The organism is Paenarthrobacter sp. UW852 (genome assembly GCF_024608385.1).
Classification (GTDB): domain Bacteria; phylum Actinomycetota; class Actinomycetes; order Actinomycetales; family Micrococcaceae; genus Arthrobacter.
In genome coordinates this window covers 179636-202564 of record NZ_JAMSGY010000005.1, presented here as the reverse complement: position 1 = coordinate 202564, position 22929 = coordinate 179636, and the positions used below count along the sequence as shown (strand labels likewise).

Genomic DNA, 22929 nt, shown 5'->3' with positions numbered 1-22929 from the left:
CTTTTTGCGGATTCGACGGTGCTAGCCACCCCTAACCGTCTGCGGACGTCTACCGACTTTTCAACAACTGTACGTTCCGGCGTCCGCAATGGACGCCGGAACTTAGTGTTATATACGGCCTCTATCGGGGCCGGGGAGCCGAGTCGAATCGGCTTCATTGTCTCCAAAGCCGTCGGGAACGCCGTGACCAGGAACCTCGTTAAGAGGAGACTGAGAGAAGCAGGCGCACTTTCCTTGCACACGCATGGAACTGGCCTGGCGGTGGTGGTCCGGGCTCTGCCCGCAGCTGCATCTGCCAGCTGGGAGCAGTTGCTCTCCGACTACAACGCCGCATTGGCAGTGACGACGAAGCGACTGGGTGGCTCCAATCCACGCAACGCTTCGCCGGACGGCAACGGCACCACTACGGAAGGGACACCGCGTGCATGACATAAGCACCGCCGTCGTTCCTTCCTCAAGTGTGCCCTCCAACAGGACCCTGCGCGCAGCGGTGGGTATCTTCTTGTGGGAGCTGCCGCGGAATATCCTCATCCTTTTGCTGAAGGCGTACCGCAAGGTCGTCTCGCCCCTGTACGGCCAGGTTTGCCGGTTCTTCCCCTCCTGCTCGGCTTATGCCTTGGAAGCAGTCACGGTGCACGGCGCTGTGAAGGGTAGCTGGCTCGCAGCCAAGAGGCTCGCCAAATGCCACCCGTGGAACGCTGGCGGAGTGGACCATGTCCCCGCTGGACATCGTCATTGGCCTGAAGGCCGGACGCCCACAATTGTTGTACTGAACAACCCGGACCAGTTCCTGGCTGCTCGGGCTGATGAAGAAGGCCGCACGGCGGCCTAACGAATAGGGATAACTAATGGATGACTTCTTTGGGACAATCATGTTCCCGTTCAAGTGGCTGGTGTCGATCATCATGGTCGGCTTCCACGAGGGACTGAGCTTCATTGGCCTGCCCGCCGCAAATGGCTGGACCTGGACTCTGTCCATCATTGGCCTCGTGCTGGTGATCCGTGCAGCCCTGATTCCTGTGTTCGTCAAGCAGATCAAGGCCCAGCGCGGCATGCAGCTCCTGCAGCCGGATCTGAAGAAGCTGCAGGCGAAGTACAAGGGCAAAACCGACCAGCTCTCCCGCCAGGCCATGGCGCAGGAGCAGATGGCGATGTACAAGAAGCACGGGACCAACCCGTTCTCGGCATGTTTGCCGATGCTGATCCAGATGCCGTTCTTCTTCGCCCTGTTCCAGGTGCTTTCCGGTATCTCCAACGCGAAGAATGCCGGCAACGGTATTGGGGCCATGAGTGCCCAGCAAGTCGTGGAGTTCGATGAGTCGAGCATCTTCGGTGCCCCGTTGTCTTCCGCGCTGCTTCACGGTGGCGCGGGAAACGTCTCCGTCGTGGTCCTGAGCATCATCATGATCGTTGCCATGACGGCCTCGCAGTTCATCACCCAGAAGCAGATCATGGCCAAGAACATGTCCGAAGAGGCCATGGCCAGCCCGTTCATGCGTCAGCAGAAGATGATGCTGTACATCCTGCCCCTCGTGTTCGGCATCGGTGGCATTAACTTCCCGATTGGTGTCCTTATTTACTGGACCACCACGAACCTCTGGACCATGGGCCAGCAGTTCTTCGTCATCCGCCGCATGCCTACGCCGGGTTCACCCGCTGCAAAGGCGCTGGAGGAGCGCCGTGCTGCGAAGGGCCTCCCGCCGCTGTTGGGTGGAAAGAAGACTTCAGCCGCTGACGCCGCTGCCGAGGCCGAAGCTGCGGCGGTTGCAGCCGCCGAAGCCCGTGCCCAGCGCGTCCAGCCACAACGTAAGAACAGGAAGAAGAAGTAATGTCTGCCGAGAGCACCGAAGAAGTTACCAGCGCCGTAACTGAAGACCAGGACGACTCCCAGGAAGAAACCCAGTCCAAGACGGCCAGCCGCTTGGAAGAGGAAGGCGACATCGCTGCCGACTACCTCGAGGAGCTCCTGGACATCGCCGACATCGACGGCGACATCGACATTGAGGTACGCAACGGGCGCACCTATATCTCCATCGGTGCAGACGAGGAGTCCGCAGCCCTGGACAGCCTCGTAGGCCGCGACGGCGAGGTGCTCGAAGCATTGCAGGAGCTGGCACGCCTTTCGGTGCTGTCCGCTACCGAGAACCGGTCCCGCCTGGTGCTGGACATCAACGGATACCGCAAGGAGCGCGCAGGCGTACTCCAGCAGATTGCCGAGGATGCCGTGGCCAAGGTCAAGGCGGATGGCGGGACGGTCGCCCTGGAACCCATGAGCGCCTACGAACGCAAGATTGTCCACGACGTCGTCGCTGATCTCGGGCTGGTTTCAGAATCCGAGGGCGAAGGCGCCGGCCGCCACATCGTCGTCTCGGCTGACTAGAAGCTCATGGTTGATATCACCGCAGCTGAACAGGAAGCGGCAGAGAAGATCTTTGGGGAGCGCTTGGATCTTGCCAAGCGCTATGTTGAACACCTGGCTACATCCGGTACTGAACGGGGGTTGATCGGTCCCCGCGAGATCCCTCGCTTGTGGAGCCGTCACGTCTTGAACTGCGCGGTCATCGAATCGGCCATCGCCATGGACAGCCACGTTGCCGACGTAGGGTCCGGTGCGGGCCTTCCGGGCTTGTGCCTGGCAATCGCGCGGCCGGATCTTGAACTTACCTTGATTGAGCCCTTGGAACGCCGCGTCATTTGGCTTCAGGAGGTCGTGGATGACCTTGGGCTGGACAACGTCACCATCATGCGGACCCGGGCTGAACTGGCAGTGGGCCTGGTTGACGCCGACGTTGTAACGGCACGGGCAGTCTCGGCACTGACCAACCTTGCCGGGCTGACCATTCCGCTCTTGAATGGCCGTGGTGAAGTGGTGGCCATTAAGGGCCGAAGCGCAGGCGAAGAGATAGAGAAGGCCAAGAAAGTTATCCGCAAGCTCGGGGGCGTGGAAACGTCCGTTGTGGTTTGTGGACAGGAACTTTTGGAGGAACCCACCACCGTGGTGCGGATCATCGTCAACAAGCCGGGAAAGAGCGCGTAGCTACCGCCCTGTTTCCCGCGTGTCGGCGGCCGAGCGGTTAGGCTAGAGAACGGCAGCAAGCGCCAAATGAGAGTGAGAGTGTGACCAGTGGGCAGTAGTGAAACCTCCACGCAGCGGATCCCGCCGTTTATGTCTTTGGGTTCCGCGCGGGCAATGGCCACACCCTCTGCGTCCCTTCAATCCGCAATAGTGCGCCCTCATTCGGTTGAGAACGCCGTTTCACGTGAAACTGTCACAGATGGAGGGCGAAACGTCATGGATTCCATTGATGATTCCAGCCCCATTGCCCGCCAGTTGGCCAATGAAACGCGCCGGCGCGAGCGTCTTATTGGACGCGAACTGCCTAAGCCCGAAGGAACCCGTATCTTCACGGTATCCAATCAAAAGGGTGGCGTTGGCAAGACCACAACCACAGTCAACATCGCAGCGGCCTTGGCCTCGGCAGGACTCAATGTCCTGGTCATCGATATCGACCCCCAGGGCAACGCCTCTACGGCGCTCGGCATTGAACACCATGCCGACGTCGACAGCATCTATGACGTCCTGATCAACGACCTGCCCCTCAAGGATGTCGTGGCCCCGTGCCCGGACATCCCCAACCTCATCTGCGCCCCCGCCACGATTCACCTGGCCGGGGCCGAGATTGAGCTGGTTTCTTTGGTAGCTCGCGAACAGCGTCTCCGCCGTGCCATCGATGTCTACGCCAAGGAACGGGAAAAGAACGGTGAAGGTCGCCTCGACTTCATCTTTATCGACTGCCCTCCAAGCCTCGGCCTGCTGACAGTCAATGCATTCTGTGCTGCCAGTGAAGTACTTATCCCGATCCAGTGCGAGTACTACGCACTTGAGGGCTTGAGCCAGTTGCTCAAGAACATCGAAATGATCCAGAAGCACCTGAACGCCGACCTCGTTGTATCCACCATCCTGTTGACCATGTACGACGGACGCACCAACCTCGCCGCCCAGGTAGCTTCTGAGGTGAGACAGCACTTCCCCGATCAAGTACTGAGCGCCGTGGTACCCCGGTCGGTCCGTATCTCCGAGGCTCCGAGTTATCAGCAGACAGTTATGACCTACGATCCTTCGTCGAGCGGCGCGTTGTCTTACATGGAAGCCGCCGCCGAAATCGCTGAACGCTAGAATTTTTGAAACACTGCAACAGCCTGAGCCGGACCGTGCTTGGCTATCCATCGGAGGGATGAATCAATGAGCGAAAAGCGAAGGGGCCTCGGCAGGGGTCTTGGGGCTCTCATTCCCAGCGCGCCTGGTGCTGCCCAGGGAAATGGTGCCGCCGCTTCCCGTCCAGTGGACTTGTTCTTTCCGGAGGCACGGAAGGCTGCAGAACCTGAGGCTGCCACCTCACACGCCGACGTACCCGTTGATGAGCCAAAAGCGTCCGGCGCCAGGTCTTCCGCCACAGCACGGACAAAGCCCGCCGCTAAGGCGACTTCGTCGTCAGCCAAGACTTCGCCCAGCAAGCCGGCTACGAAACGCGCAGCTGCCTCCGATGCCGTAGAGGTTGAAGAAGGCTCGACGGCGGACGCGCCTTCAGTTGCTGCCTCGTCAAGCGTTGAGCTGGTAGAGGTTCCCGGTGCGCGTTTCGCTGAAATTCCTGTTGGAGACATTCATCCAAACCGCAAGCAGCCTAGATCCGTCTTCGATGAGGACGACATGGCTGAGCTGGTGCACTCCGTCAAGGAAATAGGCGTCCTCCAGCCAATTGTCGTACGGACTTCAACCGAAAAGGGTGGAGAACCGTATGAACTGGTTATGGGCGAGCGTCGTTGGCGGGCTGTGCAGGCCGCTGGACTGGAGACTATTCCTGCAATCGTTCGTGACACCACGGATGACGACCTTCTCCGCGATGCGCTCCTCGAAAACCTGCACCGCAGCCAACTGAACCCGTTGGAAGAAGCGGCGGCCTACCAGCAACTCCTTGAAGACTTCGGTACCACCCATGAACAGTTGGCAGATCGCATTGGCCGGTCCCGTCCCCAGGTCTCCAACACTCTTCGTCTGCTGAAGCTGCCCCCGTTGGTCCAGCGACGTGTCGCTGCCAGTGTTCTTTCTGCCGGCCACGCACGCGCCCTGCTGTCCCTTCCTGATGCAGCAGCAATGGAGCGCCTGGCGCAGAAGATTGTCGCTGAAGGGATGTCGGTCCGTGCTACGGAAGAAGCCGTGGCACTGTATCAAGACCCCGCCGCGCCAGCGAAGAATTCCATTCCCAAGCCAAATGCTCGCCACGAACGCTTGGATTACCTGGCTTCGTCGCTCTCGGATCGTTTGGACACCAACGTGAAGATTACTTTGGGTGCTCGCAAGGGTCGGGTCAGTATTGAATTTGCGAGTGTTGAAGATTTGAACCGAATTATGGATGTTCTGGGACCTGGGTCTGAGGATTAGCACTGGGTCACCCAAGTGATGGGGTCTGCTCCTAGAGCAGGCCCCATTTTTGTTGCTTGGAATATGGAGCTGTTGCGTCTGTTGTGTGGGGTGCGCCTGGGCCTTGGAGGATCTGCGTTTCACGTGAAACAGTGGCCTGGGGAGCGCTACTCTCGCTGCGTCTGGGCCTCCGACTTAGCCATTCCCTCGGACGTGCGTTCGGGAACTCAATGTGGCCCACTACCGAGTCTGATTGGATGAGTCTGGTAGGTATTACAGCATTCTCTGTCCTCCCGCCGTGGCCCGGCTAATCGACGCGGGAGGCCGGTGGGCCACATTTCGGTATTTTCATCTCTCTTTGGTCTCCGTTTTACTCGCTGATCGTTCGTACTCTTGATCTCAAACTACTCGCACCCTGCGTGGCCAGTATGTCCCCGGCGCTGGATAGTGAGTGGGAATGCCAAATATCCGAGTTGTTTCACGTGAAACAGGAAGATACACGCCCGTTGAAGCGGGGCTTCAACGAGCCCAACCATTGAACCAATGACGCCCTCAAATCAAGCCTGCAGGTCTCCATATGTGGTCGGTCCCCAAAGGGTAGGTAGGTGCCGAGGCAAGATGGCCATCGCAGTGGCGGCTTCGCCCCCCCATCCGCGGTACAGACGGAGATGACCGTTCCGCTTGGAGCTGAGCCTGTGGAACTCATCGATGATGTTTCACGTGAAACGGCCCTCTACCAATTCGATTCTGCGTAAAGGGCCCGTTCGATATGCAGAAGCCCTTATATGGACCCACCATCCCAGTATCGGTTCCCTAGGACCTTGCTGCATTCCTTTTGGTGGCCATACGTTCTGCCGGGGCCGCTCGACATGTTTCACGTGAAACGCTGGCACTAGTCGACTATTTCGTGTTCGTTTAGGTCGTGTTTGTCCGAGTCGGCCCCGCTGCTGATAGGTCTTCAAGGAGAATGGGCCAGTCTCCAAGCCCGTTAAGGCTGCAGCAAATACGGTGCTCCAACGCCAGGTGAGCAGTCTTCGGCAATGTCCCCTAGGAGGGGTCGATCTGGCACGCAAGCCTTAGTGGGGCAAGCCGCTGCGTCTGTTCGCACCAGCTTCTCTTGTAAGGGTCACCAACACCACTGTATGTAGGGGCTTCCCGCTTATAAGATCCGTGGGGGCGGACAGCACTGAGACCAAATGTGAGGGGCGCTCCGAAGGGACCATAGATGGGCAGAAGTGCACGGCCGGGAAGGCCGGGCATGATGTCCAAGAGTCGTCCAAGGGGCACCAGAGTCGCCCGGGGGCTGCTAGATGGAAGCAACGTAGGCGACTCCGCGACGCGGCACTAAGGCATCAATCAAAGGCATTTCCGGTCTCGGCAGGTGAAAAAGATAGTTAGCTATTGAATCCCCACGTATCGGTGAAGTTCGAAGCTGAAAGCGGCTCGGTAGGACTGGCGCCGACGTAAAAGGCCCTAAGTTCGGGCGCTAGTCAGTGCAACGACTGTGGACTGCGTATGTGCCCGCATGAGGGGCACGCGGCGCCGCGGCGCCGTTCGTGGTCCGGGCGACTCAACGATTGAGCAACCGACTCTTCGGCCTTCGGATCAGAGTCGAGGGTGGGGATCTAAAGGGACTGAGGCGCCGTGGAGCCTATCGTGGTGCCCGTACCTGACAGATCTTGTTCGCCTCTCCAGCAGACCTCATGACTGCCTGCCTATGAATGTGATACATCGCGGTTGGCCGCGTGTGCGTTTGATCTGATGCTGGGGACGATGGCCTGCGAAGTGCAGCTTCTTGGTCCTGCGGGGCGTCGAGTGGCAATGCCTCCCGTAGTGGGACCCTGAACGTGCCTGGTTACCCAGGGATGAGACCAAAATTCACCGTACCTCGGGCCGGACAGATCTGTCTGGCGAGGCCATTGCTCGTAGATTTCAAGCAACTAGCTGACGCTCCCCTGCCCTAGCCCACCGACCGATTGATCCGATGTTGGGTTCCGTTCCAGTCAGCATTCTTCGAAACCGCACTGCCACCGTCAGGGGACCCTGAACCCACGGCCAGAGGAGATGGCGTGCCCTAGAAGCTCAGTGCCGCAATCAAGTGCCCGGACCATGCTGGTCGACCGTCATGTTTCACGTGAAACGGTGGCTATGAGTGGTCGAAGTCTACGGCGAAAGAAAGTCAAACCGGGGAATACAGCTTGTGGAAAAGCCGGTGGATATCGCTGTGGATAACCATGGGGATAACTTACTCATTCAAGTGCAGCACTAGCAGCCCAGGAGCCTGGGCTCCGGGCGTTGACGCTAAACTCGCAGTGCGATTAGACCCGTACACTCGCCAGAACCGCGAAGTGCCCTTTTGCTGGACCAGATGTTTCCCTACAGGGGTTCAAAATGTCCCAATTCCTATTGAATCTGCGGAATTTTGACTGAGGCTCAGCCCCGCGAAGGCGGTAGCGGAGGGTCGTCTGCTTCTCCTGGTACGAGGCGCTTTCCGCCAACGTCCAGCATGCGTCTCCCGGCATTCTGTGGGCAATCTCATGGGCGGTGGAAAAGCCTGTGGATAACCTTGTGAACAACTTCACCCTCGGCGCAAACCTGCGGGGCCCCCGGCGCAGCTCCATAGCCTTTGAGAGAGCATAAGGCGAACGGACGTTCCGTTTCGAAGGCCCCGGCGCCTGGCTGCCTGAGAGACACTGCGCGCGGCAAGGCGCTCACATGAGACCGGATGTTAGTTCTCGCAATTGGTGCAAACGTTCCAGGTGCATCAATTCTCCACCTTCGAGGACGGATCCTTTGGGCCAAGATCGGAGCCTATTGATCGGATGTCTTGAGGGGCACAGAATTTGCCTTGAGTTCCTGCTCCAGGCCCCGGTGGCGGGCAGCGTATTTGGCTTCTGGCCGGTAGCACTGAAATCAGTCAGTAGCCAGGCAAGTGAACCGCTAGCCGGTTTGCGTGGACCTGATAGGGCGTTGCCCGTCGGTATGCGTTAGGGCGCAGCGCAGGTCCTGCAGGGCTCATGGCATGACTTTGCGGCAAGCCCCTATATGGAGAGGGACCTCCTAAGCGGCCACGGTGTGAAGACAGATGCTCTAGAGTGGTGGTGCTCGGCGGAAGGTCTTACGCGGCCCGACGAAAGGAACCTTGCTCGGGGCCTAGCTCGGTAGCGGAGCAGCTGCCGGCTCTTCCTAGGCTGCACGGGCCATGCGCACTTGGGCTGTTCCGTTTCACGTGAAACAGTCACGTTATCGTCGCGCTCATCCCCTGACGGGAAGCCCCCTTGAGCGAAACAACGGGCATGTTCTGACACGAAGACCTACGTTGCTCGACTGTAACCGGACTGCCTGGCGGACGGATCACCAAGAACGACCCATCGTGACTTTTGTTCCTGGATGGCATGCAAAAGGGACCGACCTGCCGTCTAGGCTGGAAGGGTGTCCCGTGTGGTACCTGACCGGCCCCCCATGGCTGCTGTGCATACCTGCTGAGAGCTGGCATGACTGCTTTTGGTAAGAAAGACGAATCGTGGAACGACACAATGTTGCTCTCCGAGCGCATGTTCGAAGGTGCTTAGTGGCTTCGAATTGGCGGTGATGCCAAAGAGTTGGTGGAGGATCGATGCGTCCGCTGCAATCCTTCCGGACCGTGCCGACCGGAGCAGATCCGCTGATCTAACTGTCTCCCCTATATCTATTGTTGTGGACCTTCCGCCGCTGACTACCTAGCGCAGCTCTCCAGTCATGGGCACGGAGCCCGAAGCAAAGGGTCAAGGGCAAGAGGGCACACGACGCAGGGGTCTGCCTCCTGTGTCGGCGTTCCGACAGTGCCCAATTCCGACGGAGGCTTGCGAGCCAAGTGCACTGGGGCCGTGTATGCCACGCCGGTGGTCCAGAAGCTGGAACTGTGGCGCAAGGCTCGACATCGCATCAGAAACTGCGAGAGCCGGCTGTAGTGGAGTCGGGCTCGGCCGCGGGAGCCGACTATCAATGGAACGACGGAGAACTGTGGCTGCCGGCAAGGCCCGATGCTGCCGATGTTTCGGAAAGGGGCTCACCTGCGTACGGAACGGCACAACAGCTCCCTTCCCCCAGAGCTCCTTGTAGGTGACATGCACGATGCGTACGTTTGGGAGCTTTCCTGTTGCGCAAATGAGCTTTCGATACACGCAGGAGTACGGGGAGATCACCGTAGCTGCTCTGCGGAAGGCCCCCTGAAGCTTCACCAAGGGTCTGTTTCACGTGAAACATGGATGTCTGACGGTGTTTTGTTCTTGGACGCCCGTCTGGAACGGAACTGCTGATGCTCTGCGATGATCTGTGAAGGGTGGGGAGGGCTAGGCAGCAGGTAAGTGCTGCGAGGGGTCAGCAACCATCCAGGGGTAGGTTCACGGGCCATCACTGTTTAGTGGGCGGCCTTGAGGTCAGGGCACACCCTGCCCACGTCTGCGGTAGGTGTGGTGTCTCGTGGGTGGGCGGTCCCTGGAGCCTTGCGGTTGCAGAGCGAACAGCCTAATAGAGTCACGTTGTACCGGAGGCGTGTAGGTCGTCGGATTCCCCTTCCGGTGTCTGACTCGTTCTGCGTGTCTCAACGCCTAAGCATTGCTGAAGGAACACAGACGCCGAGAGTTGACCGAAGCCTCGCTGAGGCACTTGGTGATAGCAGAGCGACTCCACTGTCAGGGTGTTGTTGTTTTGAAGCAACGAGCGCGGATGCAGGGTTCCCAAGTGCAGGAACCGGGCACTACTTCCTAGCTGCCAACCACAAGACGCAGCTTAGTGTGCTTGCCAGCGCGCTGGTCACCCTCTTCGCTGGTTCTTGGGTCACGTCGGCGGTATCCAGTCGACTCGAGTCGAATCCCTGAAACAGGGTCTCGGGAGCACCGCCGGCGAGATCTGGCTCCGGCGGGTTCCGCCCCGAGTCACGGATGGATGGATCGGTTTCACGTGAAACATCCTTCGACGCCGATGACAACGGGCCTACGACGGCGAGATTGCAAGACTTGTACCGTTCTGCCATCAGCACTCTCACCAATCCCCACACGACCTATGTAAACCATTGGTTGTGCCCACATCTGTTGCGTCAAACCGCAGCGAAACGGAAGCAGAAGAAGTTGCCTCTGGGTCCACAGCAGTCATCGCCCTTCCAGTGGCGGTATCGCATCCTAGGGGCCGGGACGTGAGTGAGGGTTGGCGGGAAGGGGCCGGGGTGTGGGTGAGGGTTGGCGGGAAGGGGCCGGGATGTGAGCGAGCGTCGGGCTGAAGGGGCTGGGATGTGGGTGAGGGTTGGCGGGAAGGGGCCGGGATGTGAGTGAGGGTCGCATTGCCCCTACCCCAGTGAGCGGGAAGCCGCATTACCGTTCTGGAGCACACCGGACGTCGCTACACGCACATAAGCCGCCAATGCATCCCTTCAAGGTTCATTTCAAGGAAATCAACAAAAAAGCCGGCGGCTCCCGCTCCGTGAGGAGCAGGAACCGCCGGCCTAGACCTTGGGCGGAAGGTTAGGACAGTACGTCCGAGAATTCCTTTTCGAAGAACTGCTTCGGCTTGGCACCGATGACGGTGTTCTTCACTTCTCCCCCGCTGAACAGGTAGACGGCAGGGATGGAAGTGATGCCGTACTCAGCTGCGATGGCAGGGTTGTCGTCAACGTTGAGTTTCACGACCTCAACCTTGTCGCTGTACTCGACCGAGATCTCGTCGAGGATGGGGCCGAGTTTGCGGCAGGGGCCACACCACTCTGCCCAGAAGTCCACGATGACCGGCTTCTCGGAAGCCAGGACATCCGTGCTGAAGCTTGCGTCAGTAACGTCTTTTGCGTTGCTCATAACTTTTCCCTTCGTGTGGTTGCTTGGATGCAGCTTAGGAGTTCAGGTCCGCGAGGTAGTGCTCTACGTCAAGAGCAGCCACACAGCCGGAGCCCGAAGCCGTGATGGCTTGGCGGTAGGTGGGGTCGATAACGTCGCCTGCGGCGAAGACACCCTTGATGTTCGTCTTGGAGCTGCGGCCCTCGACGGCGATGGTTCCTTCAGGTGTAAGTTCCACCTTGCCCTTGACCAGGTCCGTGCGGGGATCGTTGCCGATGGCCACGAACACACCGGTGACAGCGAGCTCGGACTCAGTGCCGTCCACCAGGTTCTTCAGCTTCAGGCCCGTGACCTTGTCCTCGCCGAGGACGTCTTCAACGGCCGTGTTCCAGACAAACTTGATCTTTTCGTGTGCCTGGGCGCGGTCGCCCATGATCTTCGATGCCTTGAGGGTGTCGCGGCGGTGGACGACCGTGACGGACTTGGCGAACTTGGTGAGGAACAGTGCTTCTTCCATTGCCGAGTCACCGCCGCCGATAACTGCGATGTCCTGGTCCTTGAAGAAGAAACCGTCGCAGGTTGCACACCAGCTAACGCCGTGGCCTGAGAGCCTCTTTTCGTTAGCCAAACCGAGTTCCCGGTAAGCCGATCCCGTGGACAGAATGATGGCCTTCGCCTGGAAGGTCTCCCCCGTACCAATGGTGACCGTCTTGATGTCGCCGTCGAGGTCCAGCTCGGTGACGTCCTCGAACTGGATCTCGGTGCCGAATCGGGCGGCCTGCTTTTCGAAGTTCTCCATCAGATCCGGACCCATGATGCCTTCCGGGAATCCGGGGTAGTTCTCCACGTCCGTGGTGTTCATCAATTCGCCACCAGCGGTGACAGAACCGGCAATGAGCAGAGGATTCATGTTGGCACGGGCGGTATAAACAGCGGCTGTGTAGCCAGCGGGGCCTGAACCTACGATGATGACGTCGCGCACCTGCGATGCGCCGTTTTCTGCAATGCTCACGTGGCGTGAACCTCTTCCTTAGTCGATGCTGCGGCTCTCGGGGCAGCCACCTGACTCAACCCCAGTTAAGCCCCAAATATTCCGTTGGAGTTTGTCGGCCCTAAAAGCCACCAACATTCAGGGTACCTTCTGGACGCGGGCCACATCGAAGTGGTGACGCCCGCGCACATAACAGTAGGGGCCGCCCTGACAAGTCAGAACGGCCCCTACTGTCATGGCTGGTGCGGACTACTGGACCCCAACCTCAGCCAAGCGCAGACCGAAACCGAACCGCGTCTTCGGGGCGGCCAACTTGGGGAGCGTCTTGATATCCACAATGATGTACTGCGTCTGCGTCGGCGCTGCCAGGGGCAGGGTCAATTCAGGCGAGGTAAAGCTGTTGGTACCAACGAGCTTCGCTCCGTCCATGGCAGGACGGTCATTGGTGTAGACGCTGATGCTGCCACCCGATCCACCCAGCTGGTTCAGCACAATGGACTTGACCTCGGTCTTTTCCTTGAGCTTGATGACCAGCGGCATGTTCGTGACCAGGCCACCCCAGTCTGCGGTCGCAAATTCCATGTCTGACCAGTAACTTGCAGCGTTGCCATCGAAGGCTCGTGCAAGGTCCTTGTCGTAGGTGGCCGCGAAGGGGAAATCTCCCAGTCGGGTGATGCTGTCGATCGCCGGTGGCGTGGCGGGCGGCGGAGCCTGCGTGGGGGCCGGTTCTTCAGTTTTGGTTTCGGTGGACGGCGGTGCCGGCGTGCTCTGGCTTGCCGCGGGCGCGCTGCTCGGGAAGAGGCTGCCAAGGTTGGTAACAGCCAGGACCAGGCCGACCACCAGGACGACAGCCAGCAGGCCACCAACCAGCCAGCGAAGCGAGCGGGGTTCCTTCTCGGGAGCCTCGTCTTCGTATACCTCGTCGTCCTCGTAGGTTTCCTGGACAGCGGCCGACGCCGGGAAGCTGGTGGGGGCACGGTCGTAACCAGTGTCTGAGGCACTGCCCGCAGCGGCAGCTCCCCCGGCAGCGGCGCCGGCTCCTGCAAAGCCGTAATCTTCTTCGGACCAGAGCGAGACCTTGGGTTCAGCGGCCTCAGCGGGCTTGGCCGGTTCGCTGACGGGTGCTGACTGGGAGCTCACGGCCTGGGTAGGCGGTTGCGTCGGAGCGGCGGGCCGGGCCGGCGGCGGAGTCGGTTGGGAAGTAACAGCCTGGGTGGGCGGCTGGGCGGATGCCGCAGGCGACGCTCCCCCGGAAGCAGCAGGGGCGGCAGCGTCGGCGTCGTGATTCCTTGAACCCTGGTTCTTCAACGCTGCAGCGGCAGCCAGACCCGCAGCACCGGCTCCGGCAGCAGCTGCAGCCAGTTTGCCGGCGATGCCACTCTTGGCGGATGAGGGGTTCGAGGCAGGCCTCGGAGGTACGTTCCCCGCTTCGGAACCAGCGGTTGTCTGCTCGGTATCAGCCTCGGACGGGATGGGGTAGCCGTTTTCGTCATACTGAATGTACTCGGCGTCGTGCTCGTCATCCTCGTAGAGGCCGTCGTAGGTTTCGGGCTCGTACGTGCGCGGCTGCCCAAAGATCTCGCTGCCGAGCGTCTCCGTGAAAAAAGGCTCGATGTACGGCGGGTTTGTGGCAACAACGAGGTCCAGCAGGTCCGGTGCGGAGCTGTGGTTGGTGATGAGGTACGTGGTGTTGTCGCTGATGCCGAGGTCCAGAATCTGGACGTGGCCGGGGCGCTCCCCGGTGGCCACTTCGCGGGCGCTCTGCGCAACCTGCTCGGCATTTCCGGGTCCAGCGACGAGGATGCTCACGGGACGGTTGAGGACCTGGTCCACGCCGTCGAGCACCTGATCTTGGTCATGCGAGGTCAACACATTGGCCGTGACCTTGTAGCGGCCGCCAAGTACTGATCCGACGTCGATCGGGTGGGACACGTGTTCCTCCTAGGCTGTCCGGGAGTTGCGGGTCCTGCACATGGCTGGCCCGGCGAGCCGGACAAACCGCTTTTGCAACTACCTATATTCGTTTCTAGCCTAGCCGATTGGTTCCAGCCGCCCGTGTTGGCGGCACCGGCTTACTTCTTGTTTTGCCTGCTCGGGAAGTATGGATTGCGACCCGCGTCGCCTTGATATGTTCGCCGGCCCGGCAACGGGACCTGCGGGCGGAACCTGCCACCCAGGGCTGTGCTGGGCACTTCTTCGTCGGGCAGGTAGGACTTCGGAGCGTCCGTGGCGGGCGCTGGAGCGGTGCGCGGGGCCCCGACAGCCGGCCCGGCCCTGAATGAGGCGGCGTCGAACTCGCCCGAGATGCGAGGGATCAGACCAGTGTCGTCCGAGACTGTGGCGCGTTCCGGCGTCGAGGTTTCTGCGGTTCCTTCGACGGCCGGTTCCGGCGCGCCGCGGCCCAAGCGGCCCATGAGCGGGCGCAGGAGGTCGCGAAGCTCGGTGACGTGGAAGACGCGCAGCAGGACCAGGTAGGCGAGCAACATGACAGGCCCGACGACGACCACCGTCACCAGGGCGGCCGGGCGGCTGCTCCATGCGAAGCCGTCGGCGCGGTAGCTCCCCAGCAGCCAAAGGGCCGCGGCGCCGGCCAGCGCGGAGCCGAGACCGGCGTAGCCCATGCGGATGTACGAGTTCGCGATCCGTGGTCCGTCGAGGTGGCCCAGCAAGCGACGCAGGAACACCACGCTGATGACCACGGAAAGGATATTGCCCAGCGTGTAGAGGATCGCGATGGCATAAATGATCTGGCCGACGGGGAGGAACTGGATGAAGAACGCGCCCACTACGTAGATCACCGCCAGCCACAGCTGCACATACAGGGGCGTGCGGGCGTCCTCGTTGGCGTAGAACACACGGGACATCATGAAGTTGGCGCTCAGGAACGGGGTGCTCAAAGCCAGGATGGTGAGCGTCTGTGCGAGCATGACGCCGTCCTGCGAGTTGCCACCCGAGAAGAACATGCCCAGCGGGCCGGCCAAGGCAAACAGCGCCAAGGCACCGAAGACCGTGGCAACAGCCATGGTCCGGAGACCATGGGAGAGGGCATCGCGAAGCTCGGCTTTGTTGCCGTCCTGCGACGCGCGGGTCATGCGGTTAAAGAGGACGGTTGCCAAGGACAACGCGATGATCGAGTGCGGCAGCAGGTACAGCTGGCTGGCGACTTCCAGGACGGCGTTACCGGGCAGGACAGCAGCAGCGGCCGTGTCCCCCGCATTGTTCAGCCGGAGCCGCTCGGCGCCGGGAATCGTCGCGATCCTCATGATGTAGAGGAAGGCCAACTGCCCGACGGCGGCAGTCGCCAGGGTCCAGACGCTCAGCTTGGCAGCCTGGCCCAGTCCGACCCCGCGCCACCCGAAACGGGGACGGAGGCCAAGGCGCAGCCGGAAGACGGGAACCAACAGAATGGCTGTCTGCGCAATGACGCCAAAGGTTGAGAACCCTGCGATCAGCAACGTCTGGGTGGGACCCCAGTTGTCCAGGGTGTGGGGGTTGCTGAGATTCTCTCCGAGGATCCAAATGAACATCCCCAGGCCGACGATGGCCACCAAGTTGTTCAGGATAGGGGCCCACATGGCGGGCCCAAACGCTCCGTGGGCGTTCAACACCTGTGTCAGAAGGGCGTAGAGCCCGTAGAAGAAGATCTGTGGGAGGCACCAGAAGGCAAAGGTGACCGCCAGGGCCTTTTGTTGCTCGGAATACCCCTGCGTGGTGAGGTCGATGACCAGTGGTGCTGCAAGGGTTACCAACGCGGTCAGGGCAAAGAGCACCAACACCGCAAGGGTCAGCAGCCGACTGAGGTAGTCAGCTCCTCGGTCCGGGGCTTTACTCGCCTTGATGATCTGCGGCACCAGGACGGCGTTGAATACGCCACCGGCCACCAGCAGGAAGATCAGGTTCGGCAGGTTGTTGGCATTAATGAAGGTGTCATTAATGGTTGAACCAAGCCCGAGGGCTGTACCGAGCATCCACGTTTTGGCGAAGCCAAGGAACCGGGAAACGAGCGTCCCTGCGGCCATGATGGCGCTGGAACGTGCTTCTCCGGATTGAACGGACTGGGTTGTTTTGGCTTCAGACATCGCCTTTATCGTCCCATGTACCCGGGTCAGAGGTGTTCGGGCAGCACTTCCCGTGCCAGATCGGCGATGCGGCGTTCATTCGGGAAGGACAGTTTGCGGGCCAGCTCCTGGATGGGAACCCACGCGGCATCCACGGCCTCCTGGTCAGGATCGTTCTCGATGGTCAGCTCACCGCCCGTTGCCTGGAGCAGGAAATGGTGGACGGTTTTATGGACGCGGTGGCCGCTCACAGTGAACCAGTAGTCAATGCTGCCCAGGGGTGCAAGGATGCTGCCTTCGATGCCGGTTTCCTCGGCGATCTCGCGGACAGCTGCTTCCTCGTTGTTTTCGCGGCCCTCGGGATGGCCCTTGGGCAGGCACCATTCGAGCCGGCCACCCCTATTAAGGCGGGCGATAATCGCAACCCGGAGTTCGCCGTCGGACGTGTCCACAACAACGCCGCCGGCTGACACTTCCTCAACCGTGGGAAGTGAGGCCTGTACCGGGTGCTGCGGAGCAGGCGCGACGTGGGCACCGATTGCCGACGGCAACGGTGCGTTTGTCCTCCTGCCAGGAGCGCTCGGGATCGGGTTGGCCATGAGGTCCACTCTAACGACTCTTGCCCTCGAGTGATGACCGGGACATGGCTACAAGATGGACTGCAGGAGACGGTCCGCGGACGCATGCCTGATATTGCATGGAACAGTGGCCCACTCCCGGGTAAAAATCTGCCAAGCTTAAGGGACTATGGCGCACGTATTGGACAGCTCTTCAGTTAACTTCACCATCGATCCGGTGGTGCTCGACCTCGGGCAGCGCTTTGTCGACGCCGGCTACGAGCTGTCCTTGGTGGGTGGGCCTGTCCGCGACCTCTTCCTCGGGAGGACCTCCCCGGACCTCGACTTCACCACGGACGCCACGCCGGACCAGACCATCGCGGTCATCAAGAAGTGGGCTGACAACTTCTGGGAAATCGGCAGGGCCTTCGGTACCATCGGGATGCGTAAGAGTGGCTTCCAGATCGAAATCACCACGTACCGCGCCGAGGCGTACGACCCCGATTCGCGAAAGCCCGTGGTGGCCTTTGGGAACTCCCTGACGGATGACCTGCTCCGCCGCGACTTCACCATCAACGCCATGGCCCTCCGGCTGCCCAGCCTTGAACTCGTGGACCCCTTCGGCGGCGTCCGCGACCTCCACGCCTCCGAGCTGGCAACACCCGGCGCCCCCGAGGCGTCATTCTCGGATGACCCCCTGCGAATGATGCGTGCGGCCCGGTTCGCGTCGCAGCTCGGCGTGTCGGTTCACGACGACGTTCGGCTCGCCATGACCCAAATGGCCGACCGCATCAAGATCATTTCCGCCGAGCGCGTCCGCGAAGAGCTGGTCAAACTCATCAACGGAGCCCACCCGCGAGTGGGCATCGACCTCCTGGTGGATACAGGACTGGCTGAGTTCGTGCTCCCCGAGGTCTCCGCGTTGCGCCTGGAAGCCGACGAACACCACCGTCACAAGGACGTGTACCAGCATTCCCTCCAGGTCCTGGAGCAGGCCGCCGCACTCGAAACGGGTCCCGATGGCCCCGTGCCCGGGCCGGACTTCGTGCTGCGGTTCGCTGCGTTGATGCACGACGTCGGCAAGCCGGCTACGCGCCGTTTTGAACCGGGCGGCGCAGTAAGCTTCCGCCACCATGACGTGGTGGGTGCCAAGCTGGTGGCCAAGCGCATGAAAGCCCTGCGCTTCGACAACGACTCGATCAAGGCCGTTGCCCGCTTGGTGGAACTCCACATGCGCTTCTACGGTTACGGCGATGCTGGCTGGAGCGACTCGGCTGTCCGCCGGTACGTTACGGACGCCGGTCCCCTGCTGGAACGCCTGCATCGGCTCACCCGCTCCGATGTCACCACGCGTAACCAGCGCAAGGCCGACCGCTTGTCCTTCGCCTACGATGACCTTGAGCATCGCATCGCGGTGCTCTTGGAGCAGGAATCGCTGGCAGCCGTCCGGCCTGACCTCGATGGAGCGCAGATCATGGCCCTTCTGGGACTCAAGCCGGGACCGGTGGTGGGCAAGGCCTACAAGTTCCTCCTGGAAGAGCGCATGGAACACGGACCGCTGTCCCCGGAGGAAGCCGAGCAGAAGCTGTTGGCGTGGTGGGCCACGCAACCCGAGTCCGCCGCCGTCGAGCCTTTGACTGAAACTGAGGAGCCCTCATGAATGCTGCGACTTCCCCGCGCCCGCAACTCTGGATCCTTCGCCACGGCGAGACGGAGTGGTCCAAGAGCGGCCAGTACACGGGCCTGACCGATCTGCCCCTCACTGTTGAGGGTGAGCAGCAGGCTGTTGAAGCACGAAAGGTCCTGGAGGGCATCGACTTCGACCTGGTGTTGACCTCACCGCTGCGACGTGCCCGCCGTACAGCCGAACTGGCCGGCTACCCTGAAGCGGTGCACGAGCCGCTGGCCGTCGAATGGAACTATGGCGACTACGAAGGCATCAGCTCGGACCTGATCCGTAAGGACAACCCGGATTACCTCATCTGGACGGATGGTGTTCCCAACGGGGAGACCCTGGACGAGGTGGCTGCCCGTGCAGACAAGATCATTGGGCGCGTCCTGGAATCCGGAATGGACAACGTCCTGGTGGTGGCACACGGGCATTTCTCCCGAATCCTCACCGCACGTTGGCTGGAAATGGACGCCCGTGAAGGCCGGCATTTCGTCCTCGGAACAGCTAAAGTCTGCACGCTCGGATGGGATAAGCGCACGCCCGCAATTGTGCGCTGGGGCCTCTAGAAACATTCATTAAGAAAAAGTTTTGGCGAAACAGCGAATTGTGCTGGCCAAACTCCCTGTTCATGGGGTAGCTTATATCTTGTTCCCAGAGCGATCCGCCGGGAAAAAGGCGCGCATTCTTCCGATTAGTCACCCGGGTGAATGCCACAGCAGGCTGTAAAGGCCGGAAGGAGGTTGGGAAAAATGATTACTTTGACTAGCGGACGGAAGTTGACCGTCAATGCTGCCCCGGCCTCTGCTGATGATCGACGCCATTTTTGCTCTCTGACCCACTCCTGATCCACCGGACCGGCCTGTTGCCGGCGGTGTTCATGACAGCCTTCATTTCCTTGGATGGCTGAGTAGTCAGTTGTAGGCGCGGACCCACGCAGCATGCCGCGGGTGCGCAGTTTTCCCAAAGTTCGGAACCAGCTTCTTGTTGGGTCGACTGCCGGAAGCCCGCGCAATGATGCAATGACGTTTCAGGAATTCCTGATTCGGTCCGCTAATTACCCTTAAACCAGCCTCGGTTTTTCGCACCCTTTTGGCCCTCTGAATTCTTTATCTTCAAATGGCCCTAATTGTTGCGCCTAAATTCCCGGCATAATCCCCCTGAAAGGAGGTGAACCATGCGAAAGCGCCCAGAAGACATGCGTTTCTTCAAGAGCGTCACAGCGCCCAAGGACCGCACCCTGTTCAACGGCCAGCTGCTGGACCAACGCCGTGAAGACGTTTACGTTGCCCTGCACCAGATGGGACTGATCCGCTGATGTCCTTCAGCCTGTCCGAAGGAGACACGGATGCCACACGACTTTGTTGAACCTCCGGGAGCCCGCGCGGCTACGCGTGGGCTTCCGCCTTTTAAGCGCATTGGTTTATCCAGGGAGTCGGGGCGGAACCTGATGCCCTGTTCCAAGTGGTGACTGTAAGCTCGAGCCATGCAGGAGACGAAGCCTCACCGGCCTCAGAAACGTGCCCGCGTGGTGGTTCCCAGCCGCAGTGACAGCCTGCTCCGGAACTTCACAGAGCTCATAGGCGGTCCGCTGGGCAGGCACTCATCGCCAGGCGAAGCTTCTTCCGGCCCGTTCACTGTGGAACGGGCCCTGATCCTCCTCACCGTGCTGGCGGCGCTGCTGGCCGTGCTCGCCAAGGACTACTGCCGGGTCAACGGTTGGGAAACTCCCGGCCAGTTCTACTCCACCTGCTACTCCGACTTCCCCGAACTCTTTAAGAACCGCGGACTCGGAGACGGGGTCATCCCCCTGTTCACCCAAGGCAGCCAGTTTGAATACCCCGTGCTGATGGGGATCATCGCTGGGATCACTGCCCTGCTGGTGCCCGGCCAGGGGGTCAACAATGATCGGGTGTTGGGCTACTTCGATGTGAACGCCACGTTGATTGTGGCCATGTGGATTGTTACCGTCCTCCTCACCGCCAGAATCAACAAGCGCCGCCCTTGGGATGCCGCCATGGTGGCCTTGGCACCCGGGATTATCCTGGCCAGCCTGATCAACTGGGACATGTGGGCGGTGGCTCTGCTCGCCTTGGGAATGTACTTCTTCTCCAGGGACAAACTGATCTTCGCCGGTGTCTGCATCGGGCTGGGCACTGCCACCAAGCTCTACCCGGTCCTGTTCCTCGGTGCCGTGCTACTGCTGGCCCTTCGGACCGGAAAGTTCCGGCCGTTCATTGTCACCGCAGGGGCTGCCCTGGTGTCCTGGCTGGTAGTCAACCTTCCGTTCGCGGCCCTGAACCCTACCGGCTGGCAGTACTTCTTCGAGTTCACCCAGGACCGGCCCGCCGGCTACAGCTCGCCGTGGTTTTCCTACAACCTGGTAGCGGACCGGCTGCACTGGATGCAGATGGATGCGGCCAGCATCAACGTGGTTGCGTTGGCCCTGTTTGTCCTGGCGTGCATCCTCATTGCCGTGGTGGCCCTGTGTGCGCCGCGGCGGCCACGGATCGCCCAGCTCGTCTTCCTGATTGTCGCCGCGTTCATCCTGACCAACAAGGTCTACTCGCCCCAATTCGTTCTCTGGCTGATCCCGCTCCTTGCCCTTGCGCGGCCCCGCTGGCGCGACTTCCTACTGTGGCAGGCTGCCGAAGGGCTGCACTGGGCGGCAATTTGGATGTACCTTGGCCAGGCGACCAGTGGCGGACCTGTCCAGCACAACATCGACATGTCCTATTACGTGATGGCGGTGGTCCTGCACATGGCCGCCACGGCCTACCTGATGGCGAGGGTTGTTATGGATATCTGGGATCCGGTCCAGGACCCCGTGCGCATCCACGGCGACGATGACCCACATGGCGGTCCCTTCGACGGCGCCACGGACTGGCTCAGGATCGACTTCTTCCACCGGGCCGGGTCGGTCTTGCCCGGAGGGCATCGGGTAGCCGAAGCTCAAGCAGCCCCCACGGTGGAGGGAGGCAGCAATGGGTGATGTCGCCGTCGTCGGCGCGGGCCCCAACGGTCTGGCGGCAGCAGTGGTCATGGCCCGTGCGGGCCTGAAGGTACACGTTTACGAGGCCGCGAACGCCATTGGCGGAGGTTCGCGCACCAGCGAGCTGATGGAACCCGGGCATTTCTACGACATCTGCTCCGCGGTACACCCCATGGCATTGGCGTCGCCCTTCTTCCGTGCCTTCGAGCTGTCCAAACGAATTGAACTGCGGGTCCCGGAAGTTCAGCACGGAACACCCCTGGACGTGGGCGGTGCCGCGTTGGCTTACCAGTCGCTGGACCGGACCGTCCAGGGCTTGGGCGTGGATGGACCGGCATACCGCCGACTCATGGAACCCCTGCTGGAGCGGGTCTCCGGGGTGGTGGAATTTACGTCCAACCAGCTGCTGCGCATACCGAAAGACCCGTTGGCCGCCGTGGGCTTTGGTCTTGCCACGCTGGATCAGGGCACGCCCATGTGGGGCCGCCGCTTCCGGGAGGAGGCAGCGCCCGCGCTCCTGACCGGGGTGATGTCGCACGCGCTGGGTTCGCAACCGTCCCTGAGCTCAACCGGCGCCGGGCTCCTGCTCGGGGTTCTTGCCCACGCCGGCGGTTGGCCGATTCCCGTAGGGGGGTCAATGTCCATTGCCCAGGCGATGGCGGATGACGTGACCGCCCACGGAGGAACCATCCACGTAGGTGAACGAGTGGACTCCCTGGACCAGGTTCGGCCCGCGGACGCCATCCTGTTGGATGTTGCTCCCCCGACCCTGGCCCGGATCGGCGGCGCGGAAGTACCCGATCGCTACCGCCGGGCACTGGAAGCATTCCGGTTCGGGAATGCAGCATGCAAAGTGGACTTTATTCTCTCCGGGCCTGTGCCTTGGTTGGATCCAGGCCTGGCCAAGGCAGGCACGGTCCACGTGGGCGGTTCACGGCTTGCCATGGCCGAATCCGAGAATCTGGTAGCGATGGGCAAGTATCCACCGCAGCCCTACGTCCTGGTTTCCCAGCCGTCCCTGCTGGACCCGACCCGCGCACCTGAAGGCCGCCACATCCTGTGGTCCTACTGCCACGTCCCTGCCAACTCCACCGTGGATATGGCGGAGGCGGTAACGGCCCGCATCGAGCGATATGCGCCCGGTTTCAGGGACGTCGTGGTGGCGTCAAAGACCACGACGGCGGCAGAACTGGCTGCGTACAACGAAAACTATGTGGGTGGCGACTTCAGCGCAGGCATCCTCGATCTCCGTGGGCTGGTGCAGCGGCCCGTGGTGTCCAATGCGCCTTGGCGGACGCCGATGCCGGGTGTCTACCTCTGTTCGTCCTCAACGCCGCCAGGTCCCGGAGTGACTGGAATGCCCGGGTACCACGCGGCAAAATATGCCCTTAAGGACATATTCAAATTGCGGGTACCCGGGCTGGGCGTTTAGTCCGCCG

17 protein-coding genes are annotated in these 22929 nt (G+C 61.0%); 12 read left to right on the top strand and 5 right to left on the bottom strand.

Going from position 1 to position 22929, the window contains the following annotated elements:
* Positions 1 to 18: 18 nt before the first annotated feature.
* The 7 genes from rnpA (at position 19) to NEK97_RS10945 (ending at position 5440) form a co-directional block, all read left to right on the top strand.
* Positions 19 to 429: a ribonuclease P protein component gene (rnpA, locus tag NEK97_RS10975; RefSeq protein ID WP_257369972.1), complete on the top strand. Its 411-nt coding sequence runs from the start codon at positions 19 to 21 to the stop codon at positions 427 to 429.
* Position 430: 1 nt separating this feature from the next.
* The gene (yidD, locus tag NEK97_RS10970) at positions 431 to 832 is read left to right on the top strand and encodes a membrane protein insertion efficiency factor YidD (protein WP_257370075.1); all 402 of its coding nucleotides are present in this window, start codon (positions 431 to 433) and stop codon (positions 830 to 832) included.
* Positions 833 to 848: 16 nt separating this feature from the next.
* Positions 849 to 1829, top strand: coding sequence for a membrane protein insertase YidC (yidC, locus tag NEK97_RS10965; protein WP_257369971.1), 981 nt, complete (start codon positions 849 to 851; stop codon positions 1827 to 1829).
* Positions 1829 to 2380 (top strand): R3H domain-containing nucleic acid-binding protein, encoded by a 552-nt coding sequence (locus NEK97_RS10960; RefSeq protein ID WP_211710332.1) that lies wholly within the window; start codon positions 1829 to 1831, stop codon positions 2378 to 2380. Before yidC ends, NEK97_RS10960 begins: the two co-directional genes overlap by 1 nt.
* A gap of 6 nt (positions 2381 to 2386) precedes the next feature.
* Positions 2387 to 3037 (top strand): 16S rRNA (guanine(527)-N(7))-methyltransferase RsmG, encoded by a 651-nt coding sequence (gene rsmG, locus NEK97_RS10955; protein ID WP_257369970.1) that lies wholly within the window; start codon positions 2387 to 2389, stop codon positions 3035 to 3037.
* 87 nt (positions 3038 to 3124) lie between these two features.
* Positions 3125 to 4177, top strand: coding sequence for a ParA family protein (locus tag NEK97_RS10950; protein WP_257369969.1), 1053 nt, complete (start codon positions 3125 to 3127; stop codon positions 4175 to 4177).
* Positions 4178 to 4243: 66 nt separating this feature from the next.
* Positions 4244 to 5440: a ParB/RepB/Spo0J family partition protein gene (locus NEK97_RS10945; protein WP_257369968.1), complete on the top strand. Its 1197-nt coding sequence runs from the start codon at positions 4244 to 4246 to the stop codon at positions 5438 to 5440.
* Between the two features lie 5477 nt (positions 5441 to 10917).
* Here the strand turns inward: NEK97_RS10945 and trxA are convergent.
* The 5 genes from trxA to NEK97_RS10920 form a co-directional block, all read right to left on the bottom strand.
* On the bottom strand, positions 10918 to 11244 hold the full coding sequence (gene trxA, locus NEK97_RS10940) for a thioredoxin (RefSeq protein ID WP_235518120.1): 327 nt from the start codon (positions 11242 to 11244) through the stop codon (positions 10918 to 10920).
* Positions 11245 to 11278: 34 nt separating this feature from the next.
* Positions 11279 to 12235 (bottom strand): thioredoxin-disulfide reductase, encoded by a 957-nt coding sequence (gene trxB, locus NEK97_RS10935; protein ID WP_257369967.1) that lies wholly within the window; start codon positions 12233 to 12235, stop codon positions 11279 to 11281.
* A 228-nt stretch (positions 12236 to 12463) separates the two neighbouring features.
* The gene (locus NEK97_RS10930; RefSeq protein ID WP_257369966.1) at positions 12464 to 14146 is read right to left on the bottom strand and encodes an ABC transporter substrate-binding protein; all 1683 of its coding nucleotides are present in this window, start codon (positions 14144 to 14146) and stop codon (positions 12464 to 12466) included.
* A 140-nt stretch (positions 14147 to 14286) separates the two neighbouring features.
* The gene (murJ, locus tag NEK97_RS10925) at positions 14287 to 16293 is read right to left on the bottom strand and encodes a murein biosynthesis integral membrane protein MurJ (RefSeq protein WP_257369965.1); all 2007 of its coding nucleotides are present in this window, start codon (positions 16291 to 16293) and stop codon (positions 14287 to 14289) included.
* Positions 16294 to 16319: 26 nt separating this feature from the next.
* Positions 16320 to 16823, bottom strand: coding sequence for an NUDIX hydrolase (locus NEK97_RS10920; RefSeq protein ID WP_090822121.1), 504 nt, complete (start codon positions 16821 to 16823; stop codon positions 16320 to 16322).
* A 196-nt stretch (positions 16824 to 17019) separates the two neighbouring features.
* Here NEK97_RS10920 and NEK97_RS10915 point away from each other — a divergent pair, with 196 nt between their 5' ends.
* The 5 genes from NEK97_RS10915 to NEK97_RS10895 all read left to right on the top strand — a co-directional run bounded on the left by NEK97_RS10915 (position 17020) and on the right by NEK97_RS10895 (position 22922).
* Positions 17020 to 18489, top strand: a complete 1470-nt coding sequence (locus tag NEK97_RS10915) for a CCA tRNA nucleotidyltransferase (RefSeq protein ID WP_257369964.1) — start codon at positions 17020 to 17022, stop codon at positions 18487 to 18489.
* Positions 18486 to 19067, top strand: coding sequence for a histidine phosphatase family protein (locus NEK97_RS10910; protein WP_257369963.1), 582 nt, complete (start codon positions 18486 to 18488; stop codon positions 19065 to 19067). The genes NEK97_RS10915 and NEK97_RS10910 overlap by 4 nt, the downstream gene beginning before the upstream one ends.
* A 608-nt stretch (positions 19068 to 19675) precedes the next feature.
* On the top strand, positions 19676 to 19816 hold the full coding sequence (locus NEK97_RS10905; RefSeq protein ID WP_235518131.1) for a hypothetical protein: 141 nt from the start codon (positions 19676 to 19678) through the stop codon (positions 19814 to 19816).
* Positions 19817 to 19984: 168 nt separating this feature from the next.
* Positions 19985 to 21490 (top strand): glycosyltransferase family 87 protein, encoded by a 1506-nt coding sequence (locus tag NEK97_RS10900; RefSeq protein ID WP_257369962.1) that lies wholly within the window; start codon positions 19985 to 19987, stop codon positions 21488 to 21490.
* A complete protein-coding gene (locus NEK97_RS10895; protein WP_257369961.1) occupies positions 21483 to 22922 on the top strand; it encodes an NAD(P)/FAD-dependent oxidoreductase in 1440 nt (479 codons plus the stop codon). Before NEK97_RS10900 ends, NEK97_RS10895 begins: the two co-directional genes overlap by 8 nt.
* Positions 22923 to 22929 lie beyond the last annotated feature (7 nt).